Below are 23989 nucleotides of genomic sequence, written 5' to 3'. Positions count from 1 at the left end.
AGCATCGACGGCGCTGCGGCTACTGACGTGCCTGGGCAATCACGTACCCGATCACGGCGACGAGCACGATCGCCAGCACGGCCCCGGCGATCATGCCCTTGCGAATATAGGTCCACCGGTCCGGAGGGCGGACCCGCAGCGGCATTTCGGCCGTTTTCTGCAGGCTCTTGACGCTCTCGGTTATCTGCGACGACGTCGACACGATGCTGTGCGTCGCCGTATTGACCGACGACAGGTAATCGGAGTCTTCCAGCTGTTGCGCCGCCTGGACTGTCTCCTCCATGTCGGCGATCGCGCTTTTGAGATCGCGGGTCGCACCCTGGAGCGTCGAGGCATGGTCGGGCAGGTCGGCGAGTACGTTCGACGAATCCCGCATCATCGGTGCGTATTCGGGCAGCTGCAGTAATCCCTGGGTCGACTCCCGCAGCATCGAGGCGTAGTCCGGCAGGTCGACGAGGTCACGGGACGACTCCCGCAACATCGGGGCATGGTCGGGCAGGTGGTCGAGTCTTCGCGAGGACTCCAGCAGCATGGGGGCGTAGTCGGGAAGCTCGCCGAAAGCGCGCGCCGATTCGGCGAGCGTCGCCACGGTGTCGGCGTCGAGATGCGGACTGCTGAACGTTGCGTCCACCAACGTGCGCAGGAGTTCAGCGCTTTCCCGGCTGGTTTCCTCGAGTTTCGCGATCGCGGCGAGGAGTTCGTCCTTCGTGTCGCCGATGACCTCGCTCAGCGTGTTCGTCAGAACCTCGGTCAAGCCTTCTTCGGTCAGATCGGTCAGATCGGTCAGATCGGTGAGATCGGTGAGATCGCCGGCGAGCTCGCCCTCGCGCCGCGTCTTCCATTCCCGGAGAAGTTCGACCGAGTACTCGTCACCGGTCGGCTTTCTGTCGACCAGTTTGTGGTGGAACACGCACAGCAGCAACAGGTTGGAGAAGCCGTTCCGCTCGGCTTCGGCCATGTTCTCGTCGTAGCGTGGACCGCCCTGGGCCGCGGCGCGAATGTGGGCGACCTCGACCTTCACGATCGGTGTTTCGCCCGCCATCTGTACCACCCGCTCGGAGCATTCCGGTGCATAGCACCGACCGAGACTCACAGCGAACAGGGCTTTCTTGGTCGACTCGCGGTAATCCCTACTCGCCACCTATACTTCCTCCCTCGTGCGCTCACGGCACGCGGCCAACGGCGTCCTCGGTCGTAGAGTTCGGCGTATCGGCGCCAGCTCAGCATGGTGACGGTCATCGACGACGCGAGGCCGACGGCCGTCGGCACCGGCCGTTTCGTCCACGCGCCCAGCGCGGCAGCGGCGCGGCAGTGGCGAGGCCGATCGATCCGACCGCGCTGAGACCGCCCGATCCCGGGTCCTGCTTCGGGTCGGCGATCCACTGCTGTTCGCCGGCGAACACCCACCGGCGCAACCGGTCACCCGCCGGCCCGCCGGAATCCACAGTGGGTGTGTTGAGCGTCGGCATCGGTCCTCCAGCTGCCCGAACGACTTTCGTCGGCGCGCCGAAGTATGCCGCACCCGTCGGCGTGCCGGCGGAGATTCGCAGCACCCGTCCACGGACCCCGCCGCGCCTGTCCACGGACCCACCCGCGGCAGCGCCGTCCCGGGGCACTCACCGGCTGTACCTGTCCTCGACCCCGACGCGGCCGTCGCGGTTGACCGCGGGGGCGTGGCCAGGCAATGCCGGGCTCCGTATCCACCACAGGTTGGCGTGGCGAGCTGCACAGTCGTAGCTCGCGGTCGGGGTTGAACGACCGGTGCGCGGCCCGGCCCACCGGTGGCGGCGTTACGGCGAACGTCGGTCACGGGGAGACCACCGCTCATCTCTTCGCGGCCTGCTGTTCACCGGAAGTGGCCCCACTGCGGTCCCCGGTTCGATACTTTCACCTCATCTGCCCCACCGGCGAGAGGCCCGATGTGAGTGGTTACGACGTCGACCCCGAGACACTGGTCAGCACCGGCGACACGGTCGTTTCGCTCGCCGACGGGGCCGGGCAGGCGGTCGCCGAGTTCAGCGGTTCGGCCGCGGTCTACTCCGAAGACAACGACGGATTCGCCGCCTCGGGCAAGGCCGACGGGATCGCCCAGCTGTGGGAGTTCCACGTCGACGACCTCAACAAGCGCACCGCCGTGGCGGGTGAACTGCTGCGCGACGGGGCGGGCGACTACGAGCAGCTGGAGGACGCCGTTCTCGACACGCTTCCCGAGCTGCACTCGGAGGCGTGACGTGGTTTCGTTCGCACAACTGCGGTCGGCCGAACCCGCCTCCTTCGACAACCTGGCGAGCAAGTGGTCGCGCCTGGCCGGTGAACTCTCGTCCACCGACTCCGACCTCGCGTCCGCGGCACGGTCGCTGGCGAACTGGAGCGGCGAAGCCGCCGACACCGCGCGGTCCCACATCGGCGACGTGCGCGGCGGTTACTCCACGGCCGCCGAGTACATCGAGAAGATCCCGCCCGCGCTGCGCACGCTTTCGGACGCGGTGTCCGAGGCACAGAAGACCGTGAACAACGTGGTGGAGACCGTGGAGTCGTCGGGGCGCCTGCAGGTGCAGACCGACGGCACCGTCAGGGCCATCCCCGGTGGACCCGGCGACACGCGCACCGACGAGGAGAAGCAGGCGGCTTCCGATCTCGCGGAGGAACTGACCGGGAAGATCTCGGGCGCGCTGAGCACGGTCAACGAGGCCGACCGCACCGCGGTGTCCGCTTTGGACAAGGCGACGCCGCAGTCGGCCGGCCTGGAACTCGAGGCCACCGGCGAGGGCAACGTCGTGGCCCCGGCCGACATTCCGCGTGACGCCTCGGCCGCGAAGGTCAAGGAATGGTGGGACGAACTGAGCCCCACCGAACAGGAATCGGCCATCTACACGCACGGCGACGTCATCGGCGGTCTGGACGGGATTCCCGCGGAGGATCGCGACCGCGCCAACCGGATCCGGTTCACCGAGGAGTACACGCAGTGCAGCGAACGCCGCGACGAACTGGAAAATCTCGGTCCGTCCGAGTACTCGCCGGAGGCGCGCGAACTCGACGAGATCGACCGGACGCTGCGCGGTCTCGACGCCGTGCACGAACGCCTCGAACGGGAACCGACCGCCACCAGGCCGGAGGCGTACCTGCTCGACTTCTCCACCGAGGGCAACGGCCGCGGCGTCGTCGCGACCGGAAACCCCGACACGGCCGACAACGTCGTCACTTCCGTCCCGGGAACGGGGTCGAACCTGTCGAGGATCGGCGGCGAACTCGACAAGGCCGACGCGCTGCTCGACCAGGCCGCGCAGACCGACCGCGGCAGCAGCAACGCGGCCGTCACGTGGGTCGGCTACGACGCGCCGCAGGATCTGGGAGCGGCAACGAAGGCCGACTACGCCGAGGATGCCGCGGGTGACCTCCGGTCCTTCCAGGAAGGCCTGCGCGCCACACACGAGGGCGAAGCGTCGAACAACACGCTCATCGGCCACAGCTACGGGTCCACGGTGGTCGGGCATTCGGCGCAGGACGGGCACCTCGACGTCGACAACGCGGTGTTCATCGGCAGCCCCGGTGTCGGCGCCGACCACGTGTCCGAACTCGACCTTCCCGACGACGCCGACGTCTACGCAGGGACCGCGGAGAACGACATCATCCGCAGCACGCTGCCGTTCATCCACGACAACCAGCCCGTCAACGAGGACTTCGGCGCCGAGGTGTTCGACGCGGGCGAAGGCACCGACTCCTGGTACGGATACTCGACCGAGGCGCATTCGGAGTACTGGGACGAGAACTCCACGCCGCTGCGCAACCTCGGCCGCATCGTGGTCGGCGAGTCGCCGTCATGATGGGCCCATGAGGAGGCAGCCGGGGCTGCGGCAGGGGAAGGGCAGGCCGGGGGAGGGCATGCCGGCGACGCGGCTGCGCGCATGGCGCGGGCGGCGGGTGCTGCTCGCCGTTGCCGCGGGTGCGCTGCTGCTGGCCGGCTGCGGCGGTGGCGCCGGTGTCGGCGGCTCGGGCGCGGGAACGGCCAGTGACGGAACGGAAGGCGGGCGGCAGATGAGCACCCTGACGATCGAACAGGCGCGGGAGCGGGCGCAGCAGCACATCGACAGCGCCGTCGCGGCACTGCCCGTGACACCGGAGCTGACCCTGCACCGCGACGACGAACTCGAATGCACCGACCCCGACGACAAGGGCCCGGCGGGGCGCCACCAGGTCGGCAGGACGTACTGGCTCGACGAGGTTCCGGCCGAACGCAATGCCGAGATCGTCGACACGCTCCACGACCACTGGACCTCCGGCGGTTTTCGGGTGCTTGCCGACCAGCGGTCGGCCGGCGACCGGTTCGTGTCCGTCGAACACGGTGACGACGCGTTCCGCATGTCCGTGCAGCAGAGCAAGGACGGCAGCCTGTCGCTCGGCGCATCGTCGCCGTGCGTGTGGCCCGACGGCGAACCACCCGGCGGCGCGGACCAGGACGGCGCGGATCAGGACGGCGCGGATCAGGACGGCAGCTGACTCATGCCTGCGCAGCCGGGCGGCGCAGGCTCTCGTACACGCGCGGGAAGCCTTCGGAGCCGTGCCCTGCGGCAATCTGCCTGCTGATCAGCTCCTGCACCGTGGCGACCGGTGCCGGGTCGACGCCCTGTTCCTCGCTCGCACGCACGATGTGTGACAGGTCGGAGAACTCCAGACTCTGCTGCCCGGGCACGGCGTAGTCGCCGCCGTCGATGACGCCGGCGAAGTCGGCGAACCCTTCTGTCATGGCGGCGAGGAACGGGGCCGCTCGTGCAGCGAATTCGGTCGCGCTCAGGTCCGCGAAACCGGCCATGGCCGCACCGTGGAAGAAACCCGCGAACATCTGATACATCCCCGAGAGAAGCGCGAGGTCGATCAGCGACGCCGCACCCGCGTCGTCGCCGTCGTAGGTTCCGTTCGACCACACGTCGAGCACGTCCCGGAAACGGTCGTAGGCCTCCCTCGAACCGCTGTAGAAGATCTGCGCGGCGGGGGATCCGATCATCTCGGGCACGGCGAGAATCGCGCCGTCCAGATACGTCACGTCGTGGTCGGCCGCCCACCGGGCCAGCTCTCGCGACTCGTTCGGTGTGGTCGTGGTGACGTTGAGCAGTGTGCGGCCGCGCAGTTCCGCGGCGACGGGGGTGAGCGTGTCGTGGACAGATCCGGCCCGGAGCAGGCACATGACGACCAGCGGGTGCGCAATGACCGCCTGGCCGGGGGTTTCGGCTTGCGCGGCGCCCCGGGTGGCCAGCGGAACGGCGCGTTCCGCGGTGCGGTTCCACACGGTCACCGGGTGTCCGGCGCCGAGCAGTTCACCTGCGAGCGCGCTTCCCATCGCGCCGGTACCCAGTATCGTGACGCCCTCGGCTGTTGCGGGTTCGGTTGCGGGTTTCGATGCCATGGCTCCAAGCTGAGCAGGCCGACCGCAGCGCGGGGAAGTACGCACTGTTTTCTGCGGTACGCACCTTTCGGTAAGTGAGCAAGGAGTCCGTGATGCCGGAGTCGTCTCGAACCGGGCCCTACGTCTGCGGTATCGATGCCGCGATGGACGTCGTGAGCGGCAAGTGGAAGGGACTCGTGCTCTGGGAACTGGAGGCACACGGCGTCCGCCGGTTCGCCGAGCTCCGTCGCGCGCTCGTGGGCGTGAGCGAGAAGATGCTCACCCAGCACCTGCGTGAGATGGAGGAGGACGGTCTGATCGACCGCGCCGTCTACGCGGAGGTGCCGCCACGCGTGGAGTACTCGCTGACCGAAGCCGGCAAGTCCCTCAACGCGGCGCTGCTTCCGCTCGGCGAGTGGGGCAGGGAACGGGTCCGCAAGGAAGGCCTCGCCACCGCCGAGTCCCCGGAGCCGGAGTCTGCGCCGCCGAATCCCTGACGGTGGTGCGTCGTTGCGTGCCCGGTCGCGTGATCCTCTTCTGCAGCGGTCCGATATCCGCCGTTCCTGTTGGGTGGGCTGGGAGCGCGGACGCTCCTGCATGTACTGCGGTGGTGGGGATCGCGGACGACCTCGCTCTTTTGGCGAGGGGCGTCTGGATGGGCCGTGTGGGGGAGTCCGGTTTGGCCGGATGTGAGCGAATTGGCCACGACTCGGTGAATGGTTCGCTGTGCTAGCGTGCTGCGGGAAAACTGGACACGCCTGAGGATTCGGGGAGGTATCGATGGCACCGGGTGGCGACGAGACGGCGCAGGGCAGCGGCGACGGCGGGCAGCTCTCGACGCAGGACGCCGCGATGGCCGGTACGGCGCTGGGCGGCGGGAACATCTTCGCCGCCGTGAACTTCGTCATCGACGGCAAGGCGACCAACCCCGGCTCCGGCGGTGGCTACGAGTTCGACGGCGACACCGCCAAGGGCATCTTCGAGGAAGCCAAGGAGCTCGCCGGGCGGTACGGCCAGCATTACCGCAAGGCACAGGACATCGCCGAGGCGGCGGTGTCGCCGGCCGAGGATCCGGCCAGTGTGCGCTTCACGCAGGTCGCGAAGCGGGCCTGGCAGGTGGGTGCGGAACGTATGCGTGAGCTGTGGAAGTTCCACCACGACCTGGCGGAGAAGCTCGGCAAGGCGCTGGGTGTGTACGAGGAGGCCGAGGACCAGGCCGGCAAGGACGTCAAGCACGCCGGTGGTGGGGACGGCAAGGACGAAGGGGGCGCCGTCGGATGAAGCGCGCTGTCGCGCTCGTGGCGGCAGGCTCGGCCGTGGTGCTGGCCGCAGGTTGTTCGGGCGAATCGGCAGGCCAGCCGGAGCCCGATCCGACGTCGTCGGCCAGTTCCTCGGCAACGCCGCCGAGTACCGACGGGTCAGTGGGTGATTCGGACCTGCCGCACAGTGGTGCGCCGGAGGTGTCGAACCCGCTTCCGGAGTCGGTGTTGTCGGGTGATCCCTGTGAGGCGTTGACCCGGAGTCAGCTGGAGTGGGCGCTGGGGTCCGCCGTTCCCGGTGAGCGGCGCGATATCGACATGCTCGGCCCGCGGTGTTCCTGGGACGACGATGGCGGTGGGTTCACGCTCACTTTCCTGACCGCGACGCGACAGGGCTTGAGCATTATCTATTCGAACAATCAGGACGGCGGGCGTCGCACCCTGACCGAGGTCGAGCCGGTGCACGACCTGCCCACGATCACCCTTTCAGAGGAGCGAATCGCCTGTTCAGCAGCCGTCGGTCTGGCCGACGAGTACGCCGTTCTCGTCAACGTGACCCTCGGGCCGGGCAAAGATACCGATGCGTGCGACTCGGCGCTCCGACTCTCCGACATGGTCGTGGGGAACCTGAAGGACAAGGCGTAGCAGGCATACCGGCGGGCGGTGGCCGCCACACGGACGAGGTAACTGCAGACAGCAGGCGAAGCAGTGCACGAGGGGGCGACGATGGGCGTGTTCGACGATCCGTTGATTTTGGACAAGGCCAAGGCCTACGTCGGCGGGCTGTTCTCGGCGGGATCGATGCCGATCGAGCAGATCGTGCGCGCGATGCGCCAGGGCGAATCCGGCAAATGGCAGGGCACCGCCGACGAAGCGGACACCCTCACGAAGGATGTGACCGAGGGCGACGACGCCAGCGTCATGCGCAGCACGAAGATGATGCAGGCCATGGAGAGCTCCTGGACGGGCGAGGGTGCCGAGGCCGCCGCGGGCACGATCCGCCGGGGCATGAAGGCGGCCCAGGCGACCGCGGACGTCTACCAGAAGAACGCCCGGTTCCACGCCGACAACTCGCACTCGTTCGACGGCAGCAAGAACCAGTTCCCCGACATCCCCAAGGATGCGCCGGAGAAGGACTTCTTCGACCACGTCACCCCGTGGGACACCGACACCGAGGGCCAGATCAACCAGCGCAACGCCAAGATCGAGCAGGCGAAGCAGGTCTACCAGGGTTACGACTCGACCGTGAGCGACTCGGCGATGAACGTCGACGCCAGCTTCGACGAGCTGGGCGGCATCGACGGTGACTTCTCCGGTATCGAACGGGACAAGTCCTCGTCGGTCGCGGATGCCGGCACCGGCGTCACCTCCATCGACGAACCCGGCTCCGGCGGCTCCGTGCAGCCGGGCGGTCCGCAGGTACGGCCGGGTGGTTCACAAGTACAGCCGGGCGGTTCGCAGATTCCGTCCGGGGGTCCGACTCCTGTGCCGGGAGGTCCGACACCGGGCAACCCGACGTCGAACGTGCCCGGCCCGGCTCCCGACGACACGACGTCGAGTTCCGGCTACACCCCGCCCGACTTCCAGCGTCCCGCCGCCGCGGCGCCCGGCTACAACACCCCGGGATTCAACTCCGGCTCCGGCTTCGGCCCCGGCGGTTCCACGAACACGCCCGGCTTCGGGCCGGTCGGGACCGGCGGTGGCTTCGGCCCCACCGGCGGCGGATCGTCCTCGGCCGGTGGTGGCCGTTTCTCCACTCCCGGCATGGGCGGCGCTGCCGGCGGCTACTCCAGCGGCGGTGCCGGTGCAGCCGGTGGCGCGGCCGGTGCGGCCGGCGGCGCCGCAGGTGCAGGCAGGGCCACGGGTGCTGCTCCGTTCGGGCCGGCCGGTTCCGGAGGTGCCGCTGCCGGTGGACCCGCCGCCGCGGGCGGCTCGGGTGCCGCGTCCGGTGGTCGCGGTGGAATGCCGATGGGCGGTGCGGGCGGCGGCGGTCGCGGCGGCCAGGGCGGCGACGACGAGGACCACCAGCGCAAGTACATCGCCGACACCGACCACGCCTTCTCGCTGACCGAAGGCGAAGAAGTGCTGCGCGACCCGGTGACCGGCCACGTCGTCACACCCCCGACCATCGGCGAGTAACCGTCGTGGCCGTCATCAACCGCCCGGTCGCCCTGCCACGGCTCGTGCTCGCCCGCCTGTGGGAGCTGGAAGGCCTCGGCAGCGCACATCCCGTACTCGGGGTGTCCGAAATGTACACACCCCGGGACGATCGCGCCGAGGTCGACGCGGGCATCTTCCGGGGCCTCGAAGAGGTCGGTATCGCCAACGGCGAGATGCTCACGCGCGAATTCCGCGTGGCACTGCGGATCCTGGCCTCGCCCGAGCGGGAACTGTACTGCTGGAGCAGTCACGGCGACGACCCCTCGCGCAGCCGAGCCCTCGCCATGTCGACGGCCGGCGGCCAAGCCGTCGCCGTGCAGGTGCACGACGACATGGTGACGATCGCGCACGTCGACGAGCGCCGCCTCGTCGAGGAGTTCGTCGGCGAGCTGCCACAGGTTCCCGCCGCACCCGTACGCGAGCTGCACACCAGCCGCGCCGCCTACGAACAACGCGACGAACGCCGCGACATGTTCGCCGCGCGGCCCGGGCCGGAGCAGGAACTCCACAAACACATGAACGCACCGCGGGAAGCGGCCCACCAGGTGTATACCGGGGCCACAGTGGACGGACGGTACCGGCGCAGCAAACCGTTCTCCCTGGTCGACATCCGGGGCAGTGGCCGGATCCTCGTGTTCGCCGACGGGCAGCAGAACATCCACTTGCTGCCGGGGAGCCCCGCCAACCTGGCCAGAACGTTCGCAGCGACGTGGCAGGCCATGTAACCCACCACAGGGAGGCTTCCGCGCCGTCGGTCTACAGCCGGCCGTTGCGGCGGAGGACACGGCAGGTCTCGACCGTGGTGTAGCCACGCCATTCCAGTGCCGCCGCGGGCGAATAGCTGTCGAAGTCCGCGGCCCACCCGCCGTCGGCCGGCACGAACGTCGCCAGGTGGTCGAGGAGGCCCCGCGCCTCGGGACGCCTATCGCTCGCCGCATCGGTCAACCCCGGTGCGAACGAGAGCACGTACGCGAACGGCCACGTCGGGGTCGAACGCCGCGAGCCGGTGCACCTGCCGCCGCTCAGCGCAGTTTCCACGATTCGCGCACGTGGCAATTGTCGTTCTCCCACCACTGCAGGTCGATGCGATCGACGCGCAGCCGCACCGGCAGTGCGGGCGCCAGGTCGGCGGCGACGGTCGCCGGGGTGACGCCGTCGACGGCCCGGTCGAGCGTCACGTGCGGCACCACGTCGCCGAACCTGCCGCCGTACGGTGGGCACTGCGGAAACGCGGCAGCAAGGGTGCGGGTCAGCGTGCGCAGCGGCCGGTCAGGATCGGCGCGCAGATGGATGAGCCCGTCGGGAAAGGTCTCGATCCGCTCGAGAACCGTGTCGAACGCGGGCGTCGCCGCGGCTACACGGGTGACGACGTCGACATCGGCCGGCGTGGGGGCGGTCAGCCACGGTGCGAGCAGCGTGATGTGGGCGTGCGCGAACGCCGGGTCCGCCGAGACGAACGACGCGTCGTAATGAGCGGTGCGGGCGCGGACGTAGCCGTCGAGCTGGTCGACACCGACCGCCAGTACCGAATGCCCCGGCGAGCGGATCACGCGGCGGCGGAGGCCTCCCGGGCGCGCGTCGTGCGCGCCTCGATGAGGAGTACGGCCACCACCACGCCGAACCCGACGGCGCCCAGCGTGATCGCCGTGCCGAGGTGGTCACCGGGTGCGAGCAGCCCGCGATCCTCGGTCTGCCACGGCCACAGCGCGCGCAGGCTGCCCGCCATGAGACCGGTCAGCACGACGAGCGTGATGCGCTTGCGGTGTTCGAGCAGCCACTGCAGCCCCTTCACGATCGACCCGAGACCGACGACGGCGCCCAGGGCGAACAGGCCGAGGTAGGCCAGGTCGCGGTCGTTCACCGCGCCGAGCGTCGGCTGGTAGAGGCCGATGGTGAGCAGCAGGAACGAACCGGACAGCCCGGGCAGCACCAGCGCGCAGATCGCCACCGCCGCCGACAGGACGATCACCGGCGCCGTGGCCTCGAGGTTGCCGGGCGGCAGGCTGACCAGGACGTACACGACGACGGCCGTGACCAGCGCCGTCAGTCCGTCCTTCCACGTCCACGGCGCACCGCCGCCCGAGGAATCCTTCGCCGGTGCGGTCCTCGACATCGAGTACGGCACCCACAGCGAGGCCAGCACCATGCCGAAGAACAGTGCGCGCATCTGCTCCGGGTGCTCCTCGACCCACGTCTCCATGAGGCCGGCCATGATCAGCAGCGCGGCGAACATGCCGGCCAGCAGTGGGATGATCGTCCGCCAGGAGACCGAACGGAACTCCGCGGCGGCCCGGTCCATACCCTTGCCGCGGGGCAGGTCGGACACCGTGCGGCCGACGCCGGAGATGAGGTGTCCCGCCGAGGTGATCGCCGTGTCGTACACCTTCGTGACGAGCGCGACCGTGCCGCCGCTGACACCGGGAACGGTCTCGGCGGTGCCGATCAGCGCGCCGCGCACCACGTCGATGCCGTAGCTGGTCCACGCAGGGGCCTTGCCCGCGCGCTGCGGCGATGTCGTCACACTCTCTCCTTCGGACGGGCCGGATCGGCTGCCTGCGGCTCCTTCTATCGTGGCAGGCGCCGGGTCCCGGACTGCCGCAGGTCCTCACTCGGGGTGAGGACTCCGAACGAAGCCCGCGCGTGTTCTGCTCCCGAACCCCTCACTGGCGCGCGGGCGCGGCGGAGGGTCAGCGGCCCGCGCGGATGTCGGCGAGGGAGCGGTCGCCGCGGCGGAAGAAGTCGGCGATCTCGGCGTCACGCAGCGGGATGAACGCGAGCACGAGCAGCATGTTCCCGGGCAGCAGCAGCCATGCGGTCTGCGTCAGCGCGACGACCCACAGCACGGCGCTCACCGGCGTGGCGATCAGCAGGACGGTGCGCGCCCACCGTTTCGGTTCGGCCAGCACCAGTGACGCGGGCACCACGAACGCGAACTGCAGCGACGTGACCACCAGCAACGTCCACAGCACCCGATCGGTCGTCGGCACCACGGCCGCCATGGTCAGCAGGACCGACAGCGCACTGCTGAGCAACGCCAGCCACTTGATGCGGCCCACCCGGCGGCGGATGCGCTCGTCGGGCGATTCGGGCTCGTCGGCGGCCGTGTCGACTGCTGCGCCCGTGTCGGCGGCCGTCGCCGTGTCGACCTGCGCGGGTTCGCGTTCGCCGGCCTCGGGTGCGCCACCTTCGGTCGCGCCGGGCCCGGTGTCGCCGCTCTGCTCGTTCGGCTCGGTCGCCACCACGTTCACTCCCTCACCTCGCCGCTGTCACCTCCATCATCGACCATCCGGCCGGTCTGCGGTGTGCCCGGGAGGCTGCGGTGTGCGGGGCGGCACGTCCGGTGGCCCCGACCCCCTCGTCCGGGGCCACCGGTTCCCGCTCAGCTCAGGTGGTGCACCTGCGCGAGTTCGTGCACCGGCGTGGCGATGCCGGCGTGCCGGGCCTTGAGCTGCAGCGCCAGGTACAGCGAGTAGTGCCGTGACTGGTGCAGGTTCCCGCCGTGGAACCACAGTGCTTCCTGCCGCGTGGGTTTCCACATGTTGCGCTCCTCGCCCTCCCACGGGCCGGGGTCCTTGGCGGTGTCCGAGCCGAGGCCCCACACCTTGCCGACCCGGTCGGCGACCTCCTGGCCCATCAGGTCGGCGGCCCAGCCGTTCATCGACCCGTAGCCCGTGGCGTACACGACGAGGTCGGCGGGCAGTTCGGTGCCGTCGGCCAGCACGACGGAGTCTTCGGTGAGGCGGTCGATCTGCCCGTGCGCCAGCGCGACCCGCCCGTCGGCGACGAGCTCGGCCGCACCCACGTCGATGTAGTAACCCGAGCCGCGTCGCAGGTACTTGAGGAACAGCCCGGACCCGTCTTCACCGAAATCGAGCCGGAATCCGGCGCGTTCGAGCTTGGCGTAGAACTCCGAGTCCTGCTGCTGCATCTTCTCGTACAGCGGGATCTGGAATTCGTGCATGATCCGGTACGGCAGCGAGGCGAAGATCAGGTCGGCCTTCTCGGTGGTCACGCCCGCGGCGAGCGCCCGTTCCGAGTACAGGTCACCCAGGCCGATCTCCATGAGGCTTTCGCTCTTGACGATGTGCGTGGACGAGCGCTGCACCATCGTCACGTCGGCGTCGTGTTCCCACAGCGCACCGCAGATGTCGAACGCCGAGTTGTTGCTGCCGATCACCACGACGCGCTTGCCTGCGTAGGCGTCCGGACCGGGATGCTGCGAGGAGTGGTGCTGCTCGCCGCGGAAGACGTCCTGCCCGTCGACCTCGGGCACGTTCGGCTTGCCGGACATGCCGGTGGCCAGCACGACCTGCTGCGGGTGCAGCGTCATCCGCTCGCCGTCCCGGTCGACCTCGACGGTCCACTCCTGCGTGGCCGAGTCGTAACTCGCCGAGGTGGCCGTCGTCGATCCCCAGTACGGCACCTCCATGATCTTGACGTACGACTCGAGCCAGTCGGCGATCTTGTCCTTCGGGGCGAACACCGGCCAGTTGTCCGGGAACTTCAGGTAGGGCAGGTGGTCGTACCAGACCGGGTCGTGCAGGCACAGCGACTTGTACCGGCTGCGCCACTGGTCGCCGGGCCGCGGATGGTTGTCGATCACCAGTGCGGGCACGTCGAGCTGCCGCAGCCGCGCGCCGAGTGCGATGCCGCCCTGGCCGCCACCGATCACCAGCACGTACGGCTGCACCGTGCTCCCGAGCTCGGCCTCCTCCTGCGCTCGCTTCTCAGCCCACGTCGTGCGGTCGGGGTTGACGCCGTGTTCCGCGCCCATCGGACGCCGGGTGCCGCGCGGCTCCTCGTGGCCCTTCAGCTCGTACAGCGTGGTCAGCAGCGTCCACGCCTTGAGCCGGCCCGACTCGTCGACGAGCCGCATCAGGCCGCGTCCGCGGCCCACGGCGGTGTCGAACGTGAACCACGCGGTCGTGACGCCGTCGGCCTCCTCGGGCGGTTCGATGAGCGCGAAGTTCGTCGGATCGGTGACCTCGAGCGTGGCCTCGAGCCGGTGGGCGACACCGTCGGGGTTCTCGGTGGTGGTGATGTTCCAGGTGAACGAGACGAGGTCACGCCAGTAGCTGGTCGCGGCGAACATGCCGGATGCGCGAGCGACGTCGCGGGCGGCCAGCGCGGCGGCGAAATCGTCGAGCCAGCTCTCGGCGCTCTGCGCGGCGGTCGGTCGCGAGTCCAGGGTCTGCGTCATTGGGGCCCTCCTTGCGGCCACGGCGTTCATCGTGTGATGTGGGATACACAGTCCGCGCAGAGTTGCCGGTCCGGCCAGCGTTGCGCCGTGTTGCATGCACGTGTTCCGGCCGGTTGCCGTGGGAGGAGGTGCCGGTCGTGACCGGTGAAACGGCGTCGTCGGGTTTGCCGGCAGATCTGTCACAGCACGCGCGAGTGATGCAGCGGGTGCACGAGGCCGTGCTCACCGGGACGCGCCCGCCCGTGCGTCCGCGCGGCGTGGTGGAGCGGTCGTGGTCGCGGATGCTGAACCTCGGCCTGGACGTGTCGGGGTCGCCGCGTGCCGTGGTGCCGGTTGCCGAGTTGGAGCTGCGCAGGCGCCGGTCGGGGCTGGAACCGGTGATCGACGACCTGCGGCAGCTGTTGGGCCGGGCCGCGGAGACATCGCCGTTCCTGGTGGTGGTGACCGACGCCGACGGCGTGATCCTGTGGCGGGACGGTTCTCCGCGCGTGCGGGCCTACGCCGATGCGCTGGGGTTCACCGAGGGTGCGCGCTGGACCGAGGCGACGGTGGGCACGAACGCGGTCGGTACGGCGCTCGTGGAGGCGGCGCCGGTGCAACTGCTGGCCGCGGAACACTTCGAATCGGCACAGCACCGCTGGTACTGCTGCGCGGCGCCGGTGCATTCGCCGGTGACCGGCGAGCCGGTGGGCGTGGTGGACATCAGCGGCCCGGCGCTCACGCTGCATCCGGCGATCGGCGCGCTGGTCGAAACGTCGGTGCGACTGGCCGAGTCGGGACTGTGGCGGCAGCACGAACAGCGGCTGGAACGGCTGCGCCGCACCGCCGAACCCGTGCTCGGCGGCGTGGGTGAACCGCTCCTGGTGGTCGACGACGAGGGGTGGGTCGCGGTGCGTTCCGGGATCGCGGCGGGCGCGCGGGTGGCCGTGCCGCGGGAGGGCCTGCCGATGGCGGTCGCGGGACTCGGGTTGTGCACGCCGGAACGACTCGGCGAGGGCTGGCTGCTGCGTCCGCGCCGGGAACGCGCGCCGATGGTCGCCGAACTGGACCTGGCGGGCGAGGCCGTGGTGCGGGTGCGCAGCGACGACGGGTCGTGGTCGGCGGGGCTGACGAGACGGCAGGCGCAGGTGCTGGCGCTGATCGCCCGCGCGGGCCGGGAGGGCGTGGACGCGGCCGCGCTCGGTCGCGGGCTGTTCGGCGACGACGGGCACACGGTGACGGCGCGCGCTGAGGTGTCACGCCTGCGGCGGGTGGTCGGCGACCTCGTGGCGCCCGCACCGTACCGCTTGGCCGACGGCGTGACGCTGACCGTCACGGGCGAGGAGTGAACGAGCTGCGGGCGCGCCCCAGGGGCGCCTTACGTGCCCCCAAGGGCACCTTCGGGGCGCTCAACGCCCCGAATCCTCCCCTGATCATGGGGGCTGCCGCGACGCACCGGTGTCGCTGCACCGCGCCGGCGTCGTCGCAACGTGCCGGGGTTCCCGCGACGTGCCGGCGTCGTCGCAACGTGCCGGGGTTCCCGCGACGTGCCGGGGTCGTCGCGGGAATCGGTTCCGGTGCGGCATCGGCCGCCGTCCGGCCTGCCCGTCGCGTATCCGGCGTGCCTGCTGACTCTGCGAGCCGTATCGCCCGGGTTCAGCTGCGCGGGCGGCGCCCCAGCAGCGCGACGAGGCGGTCGATCGGTGGCGCGTCGTCGGCATGCGGCTGTGGCGGGGCGAACGGCCCGTCGGCATCGCTTTCCGTGTCCGGCAGCTGCCCGCGGGTGAACGTGAGGGCACGCTCGACGATGTCGTCGGGGTAGTCGACGCGCTGCCCCGTGGCGACGGCGAGGTCCCAGCCGTGCACGAGGTCCTCGACGGTCCGCAGTTGCACCGCGGCGATGCCGGGAATGGCGCCGACGGGTGCCTCGATGACCTGTTCCAGCGCGCCCGGCCCCCGGAATGCGGTGACGACGTCGGCGGCGTGTGCGCGGTAGGAGCCCGCGGGGTCGTCGCCGAGTGCGTCGGCGGAGTCGGGATCGAGCGGATAGCCGGGCTTGCCGGCCAGCAGTTCGACGAAAAGCTTGCTGCCGAGTGCGAGGTGGTTCGTCACATCGCGTACCGACCATTCGCTGCACGGTGTCGCGGCCTGCCACTGGTCGGTGCGGATGCCGGCGACGATGTCGCCGACGGCCCGCAGGCTCGTGTCCAGGTCGTCCACGGGCTCGTTCGTCATGGAAACCCCCGGTCGGTTCGCAGCGGTGACGTCTTCGTTGACAGGCCCCGATGACACGAGTGGACCCCTCGTGTCACCTGGGGACCCCCATTCTTCACACTACCGCTCACCTGCGACAGTTTTCGCCGATCAAGGCAGGTCGGCGGCCGCTCACGCCTGGTCGGGTCGGGACCTGCGGCCGTCACCTGTCCTGTGCAGTGCCGGATGCGGCCCGCGCCGCGGCGGCCATGTGCTCGACACAGCCGCGCACCCGATCCAGCACGTGCGCGGGCCACACCTCGTCGGCGTATTCACTGCCCAGGTACAGCTCCCGTGCGTGCTCGATCGCCGGGCGGTAGTCCTCGGGCAGCCGCTGCGCCGCCCACGCCGCCGCTTCGTCCTTCGGCAGGATCTCGCCCGTCTTCACCGTTGCCCACACCCGCGCCACCGTCAGCACCACGTTCCGCGTATCGGTATCGATCTCCGACACGACCTCGTCTAGGCCAGCCAGGCTCGCCCGCACCAGGTCGGCACGCGGCACCGGCGTCAGCACCTCACCGGGCGGCGGCCCCGCCAGCGCCCGGTGACCGGCCAGCGCCGACGCCACCGCCAACACCAGGTCCGCCATCGGTTCCGGCTCCGGTACGTATCCCGCCTCGTACCGCTCCCGCAGCCACTCGCCGTACAGATAATCGACCACCGGCGGAAAATGCGGAAATCGCGGAGCAGTACCGGCCCTCGTCACACCGTCGTCCTCCGCGCTCGGCCGCGCCGCGTCGCCGCCGACGGTCACCATCAGCTCCACCGGACGCAATCCGCCCCCGATGCCGGACATCCCCAGCAGCCCGCGCGTCAGTTCCCGCCGCCGGTCGTCGTCGAGCCCGCGCCGCGTCACCGCCAGCACGTCGACGTCGCTCGCAGGCCGCAGACCACCCAGCACAGCCGATCCGTGCAGGTAACAGCCGACGACATCGTCGCCAACCACCTCGTCGAGCAGCCCGGCCACCCGCAGCGCGAGTTCGTCCCCCGCCGCCGCCCGGCCGCGCCGGTCCTCACCGCCGTCGGTCACATCGTCGCTCGGCATGTCACCGCTTTGCATATCGCCGCCTCGCATGTCAGCGCCTCGCATGTCAGCGCCCCGGAGAGCACCGCCTCGTGCACGTCACCCCGTCCCGCCACTTCTACCGCCGAACCCCGTCAACTGCCCACACCACACCGGGCAGCACGCCACGAGCGGACACCCGCCGGTGCGGTGCGTCCGGCCGCCGTGCCCGTTCGAGCTCACCGATCCCCACTGCGCCGTTCCGAGCCTGCCTCCCCACTGCGTCCCTATCCACCGTCCCCACTCCGCCGTCCTTCTCCGCACTCCGTGGGTTCCGGTCGAGGAGCTTCTGGTTGACTCGACAGTCATGCGACGACCTCTCGCGTTCGGTACCCGCGCCGGCCTCGCCGGCCTGGCAGCGGCGGCGATCACGCTCGCCGGCTGCAGCATCCCGGAACCCGGCAGCAACGGCAGCAGCGGCGGTGACGGCGGCAGCGGCACGGCCACGGGGGAGCAGACCCGCACCGTCACCCGCACCGAACCCGCGCCGGAGCTTCCGCCCGAACCGAAACCCGCGGGCGTCGTCGACGCCTGCCCCTACCTACCCACCACCGATGCGGAACGCGCCAACGGCCAGGGCGTGAGCGAAGTCCGCACCTCCACCGAGCAGCCGCATCCGACGTGCTTCTTCTACCGCCCCGACGGCGAGGTGCAGCTGGTGACACAGGTGTTCACCGGCGCCCCCGACGTCGCCACCGGCATCGTCAACCGTGCCGCCCCCATCGACACCTCCAACCCCACCGAGCAGCCCGCGGGCTGGAGCGGCGGCTACCTGTCCGGTGACGAGGGCGCCGTCTACGCCGTGTCGAAACAGGGCAACGCTGTCGTCGTCACGACCAACCAGGCACAGAGCGTCAAGGCCAGGACCGTGGCCACCGACGTCATCGCCACACTCGGGCTGTGACCTCGACTCGGCCGGGCGCCGTGGCCAGCCAGGACGCCGTTTCCTCGCGCAGAGTGATCGGATGGCGACGCAGAACCGGCCACGACGTGAGTAGGGAAACACCGGTGTATTAGGGTTGCGCCACACGTGCAGACCACTCAGCGTTGATCACGAATCGCCGCTTCCCCTGTTCAGGTGACGATCGACCGTTCGGTTCTGCGCGGGTCCCCCTCCGAATTCCGAAGTGACAAGGAAGATCTCGTGGCTGACACTCTCAAGGAAGCTCTGCTCGACTCGACCCGTCGTCCGGACGTCGTCACCGACCTGACCGCGCTGGTCGACGAAGAGGTCGACGACAAGAGCGGCGTGTCCGGCACGGTCATCAAGACCGGCTACGGCGCCGTCAAGAAGATCAAGCCGGGCATCATCGGTTCCGCCGTGGACAGCCTGCTGGACGACTTCGTCGAGGCCCTCGAGCCGATCTTCGCCGACTTCAAGGCGAACGGCGGCGGCGACTTCGGCTCCTACCTGCCGACCCGCGGCGACGAGGCCGCCGACGCGCTGCTGTCGGTCACCGACGCGCGCGCCGAGAAGTCCTCGCGCGACTCCATCAAGAAGGTCTACGAGAAGCTGCGCCCGAAGGGCAAGGAGAACGTCGTGGAGGCGCTGCCGCGGCTCGGCGCGCTCATCCAGAAGTACGCGGGCTGATCCCCGCAGATTTCATGCGAAAGGGCTACCTTCCGATCGGGAAGGTAGCCCTTTCGCTGTGCTCCTCGGCCAGCACCGCGCCGTCCGACGATGTTTGCCGGCTGACACTGCGCTGGCTGACGCTGCGCCGACCGATACTGCGCCGGCTGACGCTGTGCCGACAAACACTGCGCCGGCTGGCTGCTCGAGGCCGGTCGGCGATCGAGCCGCTCGCCGACCGGGTGAAGCTCGGTTTCGCTGCGTGCGGGCGGACGCCGTCAGGCCTGCTTCGGCTGCGGCTTCGCGCTCGTCTGGCCGTTGGTGCCTGCCGCGCCGCCCGTCTCCGGGTTGTCCGTGCTCTGCGGTGGCGCCGGCGCCACCGGGGTCTCCGGCTTCGGCCTCAGCGCGTATGCCACACCGGCGATCACGCCGATGGCCAGCAGAATCGGAAGCGCCTTGCGCTTCTTCTTCTTCTTGCCGGTCTCGTCGGCCTCACCGGCGGCAGCGCCCTTGGCTTCCTTCATCGCGACCTTGAAGTCCTTCTTGGCGACCTTGAAGTCCTTCTTGGCGCGACGCTTCGACTCGCCCGCAGCCTTCGCGGCCTTCACGGCGGCCTTCTTGGCCTTGCGGGTCGGCTCGGTCAGGTCGTCGCGACGCTCGTCGGCGACCTGCTTGGCCTTCTTGGCGCTCTTGGAGACCTCTTTGCTGGCCTTTTTGGCCTGCGCGGCTAGCTTCTTCTGAGTACGCCGTGAGGTCTGCACGACCTCGTCGGTGCCATCGGTCAGCCGGTCCTTCACGGACTCACCCGCCTCCGCGGTTCGAGTCATCGCCTCCACCTCGTTATTCGTCGGTTGTGTTCCTGTCACACTACCCGTCATCCTGCCCCTTACTGTCGGATTATGCCCGGGATGGCACGATGATTCGTGTGACTGAGAACAACGAGAGCGTGGTCGGCACCAAGTTCAAGGCCACTCTGCACACGAACCGTGGCGACATCGCCATCAACCTCTTCCCTGATCACGCCCCGAAGACGGTCGCGAACTTCGTCGGTCTCGCGGAAGGCACGAAGGAGTACACGCAGCCGAACGCGAAAGGCGAGAAGGGCGGCCCGTTCTACGACGGCTCCATCTTCCACCGCGTGATCGAGGGCTTCATGCTGCAGGGCGGTGACCCGACGGGCACCGGCCGCGGCGGCCCCGGGTACAAGTTCGACGACGAGTTCCACCCGGATCTCCAGTTCAACCGGCCGTACCTGCTGGCCATGGCGAACGCCGGACCGGGCACCAACGGCAGCCAGTTCTTCGTCACGGTGGCGCCCACGCCGCACCTGAACTTCAAGCACACGATCTTCGGTGAGGTCGCCGACGACTCGTCGCGCGCCGTCGTCGACGAGATCGGCCGCGTCGCCACGGGCCCGGCCGACAAGCCGCTCGAGGACATCGTCGTCGAGTCGGTCGAGATCGAACGCTCCTGATCTCTCCCCGGCACGTGTAGTGACTCAACCTCCGTATCCGCCCGACCACGAACCGGCCAGAGCCGAGGGTGGGGCCCAGCCCGGATGCTGGTGGCATCCGAGCACGCCGACGAGGTTGAGCTGCGTGCGCTGCGGCCGTCCGGCCTGTCCGGACTGCCTGCGCGAAGCGTCCGTCGGCTACCAGTGCATCGACTGTGTCCAAGCCGCACGTGCCAACCAGCGCCGATCACAGCCACTCCGCCCCGGCGACCGCACGGTCGCCGGGGCGCGCGTGTCGTCGAAGGCCGTCGTCACGCCGCTGCTGATCGCGGTCAACGTGCTGTTCTACGTCGTCACCGCCGCGCAGGCTGGCGACCCGATGAACAACCAGGACTCGGCGCTGCTCGAAGTCGGGTCGCTGTGGCCGTTCGCCATCCACGTCCACGGCGAATGGTTGCGACTGGGCGTCTCGGGCTTCCTGCACTACGGCCTGCTCCACCTCGCGATGAACATGCTCGCGCTGTGGATCCTCGGCAAGGACCTCGAGCTGCTGCTCGGCCGAGTGCGGTTCCTCGCGCTGTACCTCGTGTCGCTGCTGGGCGGGTCGACGGCCGTGTTCCTGCTCGACGACGTGGACACCGGAACCGCGGGCGCGTCCGGCGCCGTGTACGGCCTGATGGGTGCCCTGCTCGTCGCCGTCCTGCGGCTCAAGCTCAACCCCGGCGGCGCGATCGGCATCATCGCGATCAACCTCGTGCTGACCGTGACGATCCCGGGTATCTCGTTGCTCGGCCATCTCGGCGGACTGCTGGCCGGGGCGCTGGTGATGGTCGCCATGCTGTTCGCCCCGAAGAAGGACCGCGGCGCCTACCAGGCCACGATGGTGGCGCTCCTCGTCGTCGCCTGCGTCGGCCTGATCATCTACCGCGACCTGACCATCGCGTCCGACATCTGCCGCGCCTACCAGGGACTGTGCGCCGGAACGGCCGTGTGACACCGGTGCCGAGTCGCCGCTGCGCCGACGGTCAGCCGGGTTCGCGCCCGGTGTAGCGGGCCTGCAGGGCGGTGAGGTCGTCGTGGACGTCGCGGGGATCGACGCCGAGTTCCAGCCAGCCCAGCACCGTGAGCCCTTCGCCGTCCGCGGGCGTGGCGCGGTGCTCGTCCTCGCCCGCGGACGGCGGAGGCGCCTGCCGGCCGAGGGGTTCGATCTCGAGCGCCACCGCATCGCGGCCGAGCCTGCGCACGGTCGTCAGTTCGATGCGGACCTCTCGCCAGCCCAGCTCCCTGGTACCGCCGAGACTGCGGAGCCGCAGGCCCGCGGCATCGGCTTTCAGCCGGGGACGGACGAACGTGCCGTACGCGGCGGCCAGCGCCAGTGCTGCGGTTCCGAGGCCGAACAGCAGCATGCCAGGCCGATCGGCCGACGCCGAAGCGGCGAGCGCGCCTGCGGCAGCGCCCACGGCGAGTACCCAGCCGATCGCCACCAGCCCCGAGTGGGTCGACCAACTGAGAGTGGAGTTATCCACAGGGGCATCCACAGTGGGGATCAATCACACCGGTGTAACCCGGTGTGGGACAAGGGGAGGGGAGTCGATCGTCCGATCGGCTCAACGCCATTTCATCGTCATGAGCAGGCCGCTGATCATGAGGGCGAACCCGATCGCGAAGTTCCAGTTGCCCAGCTCCAGCATGAAGCCGATCTTGTCGCCCGCGAGGTAGTTGACGACCAGCCAGGCCAACCCCAGCAGCATCAACCCGAACATGACGATCTTGTAGGGAAGCGGCGACGGGCCGGCCGCTGCAACCTTCACCGGGGTTTTCCGGTCGGCCGGCGGGGTGTACGCCGTCTTCTTGCGGACTTTGGACTTGGGCATTGATGTCCCTCGTGCTCTGCGAATCGAAACGCGTGGCGGACCTGGGCCACCGCCACTAAGACACGTTAACGTAAGCGCCCAGGCGTCCGAAGCAGTACTGAGCAGCCCGCGAGTAGTCTGCGAGCGCGTGGCGTGCCGAGACGCCGGGCGCACGAGTCCCGGCCCGCATGTTCGCGGGCGAGAATCATGGGCGAGAGGAGCCCCCTTGTCGACGTCCGACGAGGACCCCGAGACCACGCAGGTCCCGGCGACCGGCCCGGAATCGTCCGCGGCGGGCGCCGCGGATCGCCCTCCCGCGCCGCCCCGCCCGCGTGGCGGCAGAGCGCGCACCGCCGTCCGCGGGTTCGGCGAACTGCTCATCACGCTCGGCCTCGTACTGTTGTTGTTCGTGGCGTACGAGTTGTATGTCACCAACTGGAAGTCCGGAAACCTGCAGCGCGAGGCGAGTGCTCAGCTCGACGAGGAGTGGCGCAGCGCGCCGCAGGGGGAGCGGCAGCTCCATGTCGATCCGGCCGACGGTGAGGCCTTCGCCCGCATGTACATCCCCACCTTCGGCGCCGACTGGAGCTTCACGGTGCAGGAGGGGGTCGGCCCCGACGCGCTGGAGGTCGGTCCCGGGCACTACAAGGACACCGCCATGCCCGGGCAGCCGGGCAACGTCGGCATCGCGGGCCACCGCGTCGGCAAGGGCGCCCCGTTCAACGACCTCGACCTGCTGAACTCGTGCGATCCGGTCGTCATCGAGACCGGCGACAGCTTCTACGTCTACCGGGTGCTGCCGATGCAGAACGAGGCCGGCGGCTGGGCCGACGGCAAGGGCACCCAGCAGCGCTGCAACAACGTCGCCCCGCTGCAGGACAAGCAGGACGCCTACGACGAGACGTTCGGCAGGCGCATCGTGCTGCCACAGCGCGGCGACGCCGTGTCGCCCGTGCCGTACAAGGCGCGCAACCCGCTGCCGAAGGCGTCGCAGGCAGCTCTGCTCACGCTCACCACGTGCCACCCGCAGTTCTCCGACGCCGAACGCATGATCATCCACGGCGTGCTGACGAACCAGTACAAGAAGGCCGAAGGCACCGGCTACGACGACCTGCTGGCCGCGATCGGGGAGGCGTGACATGTACGGCTGGATCTGGCGTCACCTGCCGGGCTCCGTGGCCCTGCGCATCGTCGAAGCGTTCGTGCTGGTGGTGGCCGTCGTCGCGCTGCTGATGTTCGTCGTCTTCCCGTGGGTAGAACCGATGCTCCCGTTCAACGACGTCTCGGTGCGGTAGGCAGCGCGGTAGGCGGAGTGGTCGTGGTTGGCGGCTCGGGGCTGGCGGTTCGGGGTTCGCGGTTCGGTAGGCGGCGTGGTGCGAGCGGCGTGATCAAGGGATCGTTCGGGGCGCCCGCCCGTCTCCTACCGCCACCCAACCGGTCACGCTTCGCGTGGCAGTGCTCGATACATGCCCCGAAGGTGCCGGCGGGTTCTAGGGGTGGTTGCAACACCGGGTGATTTAGACGAGTTTTAGCAGACGCTCGGCTGGGGTGTCCCAGCCGAGCGTTTTGCGTGGGCGGCTGTTGAGTTTTTGTGCGACGAGTTCGAGGTCTTCGGGGCCGTGGACGGACAGGTCGGTGCCCTTGGGGAAGTACTGGCGCAGCAGCCGGTTGGTGTTCTCGTTCGAGCCGCGCTGCCAGGGGGAGGCGGGATGGCAGAAGTAGACCGGGACGCCGGTGGCGACCCGGAACGCCTGGTGCGCGGCCATCTCCGCCCCTTGGTCCCAGGTCAGCGACCCGCGTAGGTGAGCCGGAAGTGTGC

Annotated in this window: 28 protein-coding genes; 15 read left to right on the top strand and 13 right to left on the bottom strand. The window is 69.6% G+C overall.

The features are described from left to right. Positions 1-19: 19 nt before the first annotated feature. Positions 20-1042: a hypothetical protein gene (locus LY41_RS12495; RefSeq protein WP_253864137.1), complete on the bottom strand. Its 1023-nt coding sequence runs from the start codon at positions 1040-1042 to the stop codon at positions 20-22. Positions 1043-1921: 879 nt separating this feature from the next. Here LY41_RS12495 and LY41_RS12490 point away from each other — a divergent pair. From LY41_RS12490 to LY41_RS12480, 3 genes are read left to right on the top strand one after another with little or no spacing between them, the layout of a single operon-like run. After that, on the top strand, positions 1922-2230 hold the full coding sequence (locus tag LY41_RS12490; RefSeq protein WP_253864136.1) for a hypothetical protein: 309 nt from the start codon (positions 1922-1924) through the stop codon (positions 2228-2230). Position 2231: 1 nt separating this feature from the next. Beyond that, entirely contained in the window at positions 2232-3824 is a 1593-nt protein-coding gene (locus LY41_RS12485; protein WP_253864134.1) for an alpha/beta hydrolase, read from the top strand. 7 nt (positions 3825-3831) lie between these two features. After that, the gene (locus LY41_RS12480; RefSeq protein WP_253864133.1) at positions 3832-4497 is read left to right on the top strand and encodes a hypothetical protein; all 666 of its coding nucleotides are present in this window, start codon (positions 3832-3834) and stop codon (positions 4495-4497) included. Between the two features lies 1 nt (position 4498). Here LY41_RS12480 and LY41_RS12475 read toward each other — a convergent pair whose 3' ends face one another. Then, positions 4499-5401 carry an NAD(P)-dependent oxidoreductase gene (locus LY41_RS12475; protein ID WP_253864132.1) on the bottom strand — a complete coding sequence of 301 codons (903 nt, stop codon included), beginning with the start codon at positions 5399-5401 and terminating at the stop codon, positions 4499-4501. 92 nt (positions 5402-5493) lie between these two features. Between LY41_RS12475 and LY41_RS12470 the strand changes: the two genes are divergently transcribed. From LY41_RS12470 to LY41_RS12450, 5 genes are all read left to right on the top strand, one after another. Beyond that, positions 5494-5877 (top strand): winged helix-turn-helix transcriptional regulator, encoded by a 384-nt coding sequence (locus LY41_RS12470; RefSeq protein WP_253864566.1) that lies wholly within the window; start codon positions 5494-5496, stop codon positions 5875-5877. Between the two features lie 283 nt (positions 5878-6160). Beyond that, the gene (locus tag LY41_RS12465; RefSeq protein ID WP_253864131.1) at positions 6161-6661 is read left to right on the top strand and encodes a type VII secretion target; all 501 of its coding nucleotides are present in this window, start codon (positions 6161-6163) and stop codon (positions 6659-6661) included. Continuing rightward, the gene (locus LY41_RS12460; protein WP_253864130.1) at positions 6658-7284 is read left to right on the top strand and encodes a DUF3558 domain-containing protein; all 627 of its coding nucleotides are present in this window, start codon (positions 6658-6660) and stop codon (positions 7282-7284) included. The genes LY41_RS12465 and LY41_RS12460 overlap by 4 nt, the downstream gene beginning before the upstream one ends. Before the next feature lie 81 nt (positions 7285-7365). Beyond that, entirely contained in the window at positions 7366-8778 is a 1413-nt protein-coding gene (locus tag LY41_RS12455; RefSeq protein WP_253864129.1) for a hypothetical protein, read from the top strand. A gap of 5 nt (positions 8779-8783) precedes the next feature. After that, positions 8784-9524, top strand: a complete 741-nt coding sequence (locus LY41_RS12450) for an ESX secretion-associated protein EspG (RefSeq protein ID WP_253864128.1) — start codon at positions 8784-8786, stop codon at positions 9522-9524. A 31-nt stretch (positions 9525-9555) separates the two neighbouring features. On the opposite strand, the gene LY41_RS12445 is transcribed toward LY41_RS12450, so the two are convergent. From LY41_RS12445 to LY41_RS12425, 5 genes are all read right to left on the bottom strand, one after another. Further along, positions 9556-9837 carry a hypothetical protein gene (locus LY41_RS12445; protein ID WP_372493235.1) on the bottom strand — a complete coding sequence of 94 codons (282 nt, stop codon included), beginning with the start codon at positions 9835-9837 and terminating at the stop codon, positions 9556-9558. Beyond that, on the bottom strand, positions 9822-10349 hold the full coding sequence (locus LY41_RS12440) for a 2'-5' RNA ligase family protein (RefSeq protein WP_253864127.1): 528 nt from the start codon (positions 10347-10349) through the stop codon (positions 9822-9824). Before LY41_RS12440 ends, LY41_RS12445 begins: the two co-directional genes overlap by 16 nt. After that, entirely contained in the window at positions 10346-11320 is a 975-nt protein-coding gene (locus tag LY41_RS12435) for a DUF368 domain-containing protein (protein WP_253864125.1), read from the bottom strand. Before LY41_RS12435 ends, LY41_RS12440 begins: the two co-directional genes overlap by 4 nt. Before the next feature lie 166 nt (positions 11321-11486). Continuing rightward, positions 11487-12047 (bottom strand): hypothetical protein, encoded by a 561-nt coding sequence (locus LY41_RS12430; protein WP_253864124.1) that lies wholly within the window; start codon positions 12045-12047, stop codon positions 11487-11489. 131 nt (positions 12048-12178) lie between these two features. Beyond that, positions 12179-13999 carry a flavin-containing monooxygenase gene (locus LY41_RS12425; protein WP_253864123.1) on the bottom strand — a complete coding sequence of 607 codons (1821 nt, stop codon included), beginning with the start codon at positions 13997-13999 and terminating at the stop codon, positions 12179-12181. 137 nt (positions 14000-14136) lie between these two features. Here LY41_RS12425 and LY41_RS12420 point away from each other — a divergent pair, with 137 nt between their 5' ends. Beyond that, complete coding sequence (locus tag LY41_RS12420) at positions 14137-15327, top strand: sigma-54-dependent transcriptional regulator family protein (RefSeq protein ID WP_253864122.1); 1191 nt, start codon at positions 14137-14139, stop codon at positions 15325-15327. Positions 15328-15634: 307 nt separating this feature from the next. Here the strand turns inward: LY41_RS12420 and LY41_RS12415 are convergent, their stop codons facing one another. Together LY41_RS12415 and LY41_RS12410 are read right to left on the bottom strand one after the other, a co-directional pair. After that, entirely contained in the window at positions 15635-16213 is a 579-nt protein-coding gene (locus tag LY41_RS12415) for a TIGR03086 family metal-binding protein (RefSeq protein WP_253864121.1), read from the bottom strand. 181 nt (positions 16214-16394) lie between these two features. Beyond that, positions 16395-17276, bottom strand: coding sequence for an aminoglycoside adenylyltransferase domain-containing protein (locus LY41_RS12410; RefSeq protein ID WP_253864120.1), 882 nt, complete (start codon positions 17274-17276; stop codon positions 16395-16397). Between the two features lie 325 nt (positions 17277-17601). Here LY41_RS12410 and LY41_RS12405 point away from each other — a divergent pair, with 325 nt between their 5' ends. Both LY41_RS12405 and LY41_RS12400 read left to right on the top strand, forming a co-directional pair. Continuing rightward, positions 17602-18198 carry a DUF2020 domain-containing protein gene (locus LY41_RS12405; RefSeq protein WP_253864119.1) on the top strand — a complete coding sequence of 199 codons (597 nt, stop codon included), beginning with the start codon at positions 17602-17604 and terminating at the stop codon, positions 18196-18198. A 240-nt stretch (positions 18199-18438) separates the two neighbouring features. Continuing rightward, positions 18439-18885 (top strand): DUF6918 family protein, encoded by a 447-nt coding sequence (locus LY41_RS12400; RefSeq protein WP_253864118.1) that lies wholly within the window; start codon positions 18439-18441, stop codon positions 18883-18885. A gap of 257 nt (positions 18886-19142) precedes the next feature. Here the strand turns inward: LY41_RS12400 and LY41_RS12395 are convergent, their stop codons facing one another. Continuing rightward, positions 19143-19691, bottom strand: coding sequence for a hypothetical protein (locus LY41_RS12395; RefSeq protein WP_253864117.1), 549 nt, complete (start codon positions 19689-19691; stop codon positions 19143-19145). Positions 19692-19780: 89 nt separating this feature from the next. Between LY41_RS12395 and LY41_RS12390 the strand changes: the two genes are divergently transcribed. Together LY41_RS12390 and LY41_RS12385 are read left to right on the top strand one after the other, a co-directional pair. Further along, positions 19781-20338, top strand: a complete 558-nt coding sequence (locus LY41_RS12390; protein WP_253864116.1) for a peptidylprolyl isomerase — start codon at positions 19781-19783, stop codon at positions 20336-20338. Between the two features lie 271 nt (positions 20339-20609). Beyond that, entirely contained in the window at positions 20610-21311 is a 702-nt protein-coding gene (locus LY41_RS12385) for a rhomboid family intramembrane serine protease (RefSeq protein ID WP_308292242.1), read from the top strand. 31 nt (positions 21312-21342) lie between these two features. Here LY41_RS12385 and LY41_RS12380 read toward each other — a convergent pair whose 3' ends face one another. Further along, a complete protein-coding gene (locus LY41_RS12380; protein ID WP_253864114.1) occupies positions 21343-21843 on the bottom strand; it encodes a PH domain-containing protein in 501 nt (166 codons plus the stop codon). 81 nt (positions 21844-21924) lie between these two features. Continuing rightward, positions 21925-22191: a cell division protein CrgA gene (gene crgA / locus LY41_RS12375; RefSeq protein WP_253864113.1), complete on the bottom strand. Its 267-nt coding sequence runs from the start codon at positions 22189-22191 to the stop codon at positions 21925-21927. Between the two features lie 205 nt (positions 22192-22396). Here crgA and LY41_RS12370 point away from each other — a divergent pair, with 205 nt between their 5' ends. Together LY41_RS12370 and LY41_RS12365 are read left to right on the top strand one after the other, a co-directional pair. After that, the gene (locus LY41_RS12370) at positions 22397-23308 is read left to right on the top strand and encodes a class E sortase (protein ID WP_253864112.1); all 912 of its coding nucleotides are present in this window, start codon (positions 22397-22399) and stop codon (positions 23306-23308) included. A 1-nt stretch (position 23309) separates the two neighbouring features. Then, positions 23310-23465: a hypothetical protein gene (locus LY41_RS12365; RefSeq protein ID WP_253864111.1), complete on the top strand. Its 156-nt coding sequence runs from the start codon at positions 23310-23312 to the stop codon at positions 23463-23465. A 222-nt stretch (positions 23466-23687) separates the two neighbouring features. Here LY41_RS12365 and LY41_RS12360 read toward each other — a convergent pair. After that, a partial coding sequence (locus LY41_RS12360) for an IS30 family transposase (protein ID WP_253864110.1) occupies positions 23688-23989 on the bottom strand: 302 nt, incomplete at its 5' end.

Source organism: Prauserella halophila, from assembly GCF_024171895.1.
Classification (GTDB): Bacteria; Actinomycetota; Actinomycetes; order Mycobacteriales; family Pseudonocardiaceae; genus Prauserella; species Prauserella halophila.
Note: the sequence above shows the minus strand (reverse complement) of the source record. Positions and strands in the feature narration are given on the sequence as shown.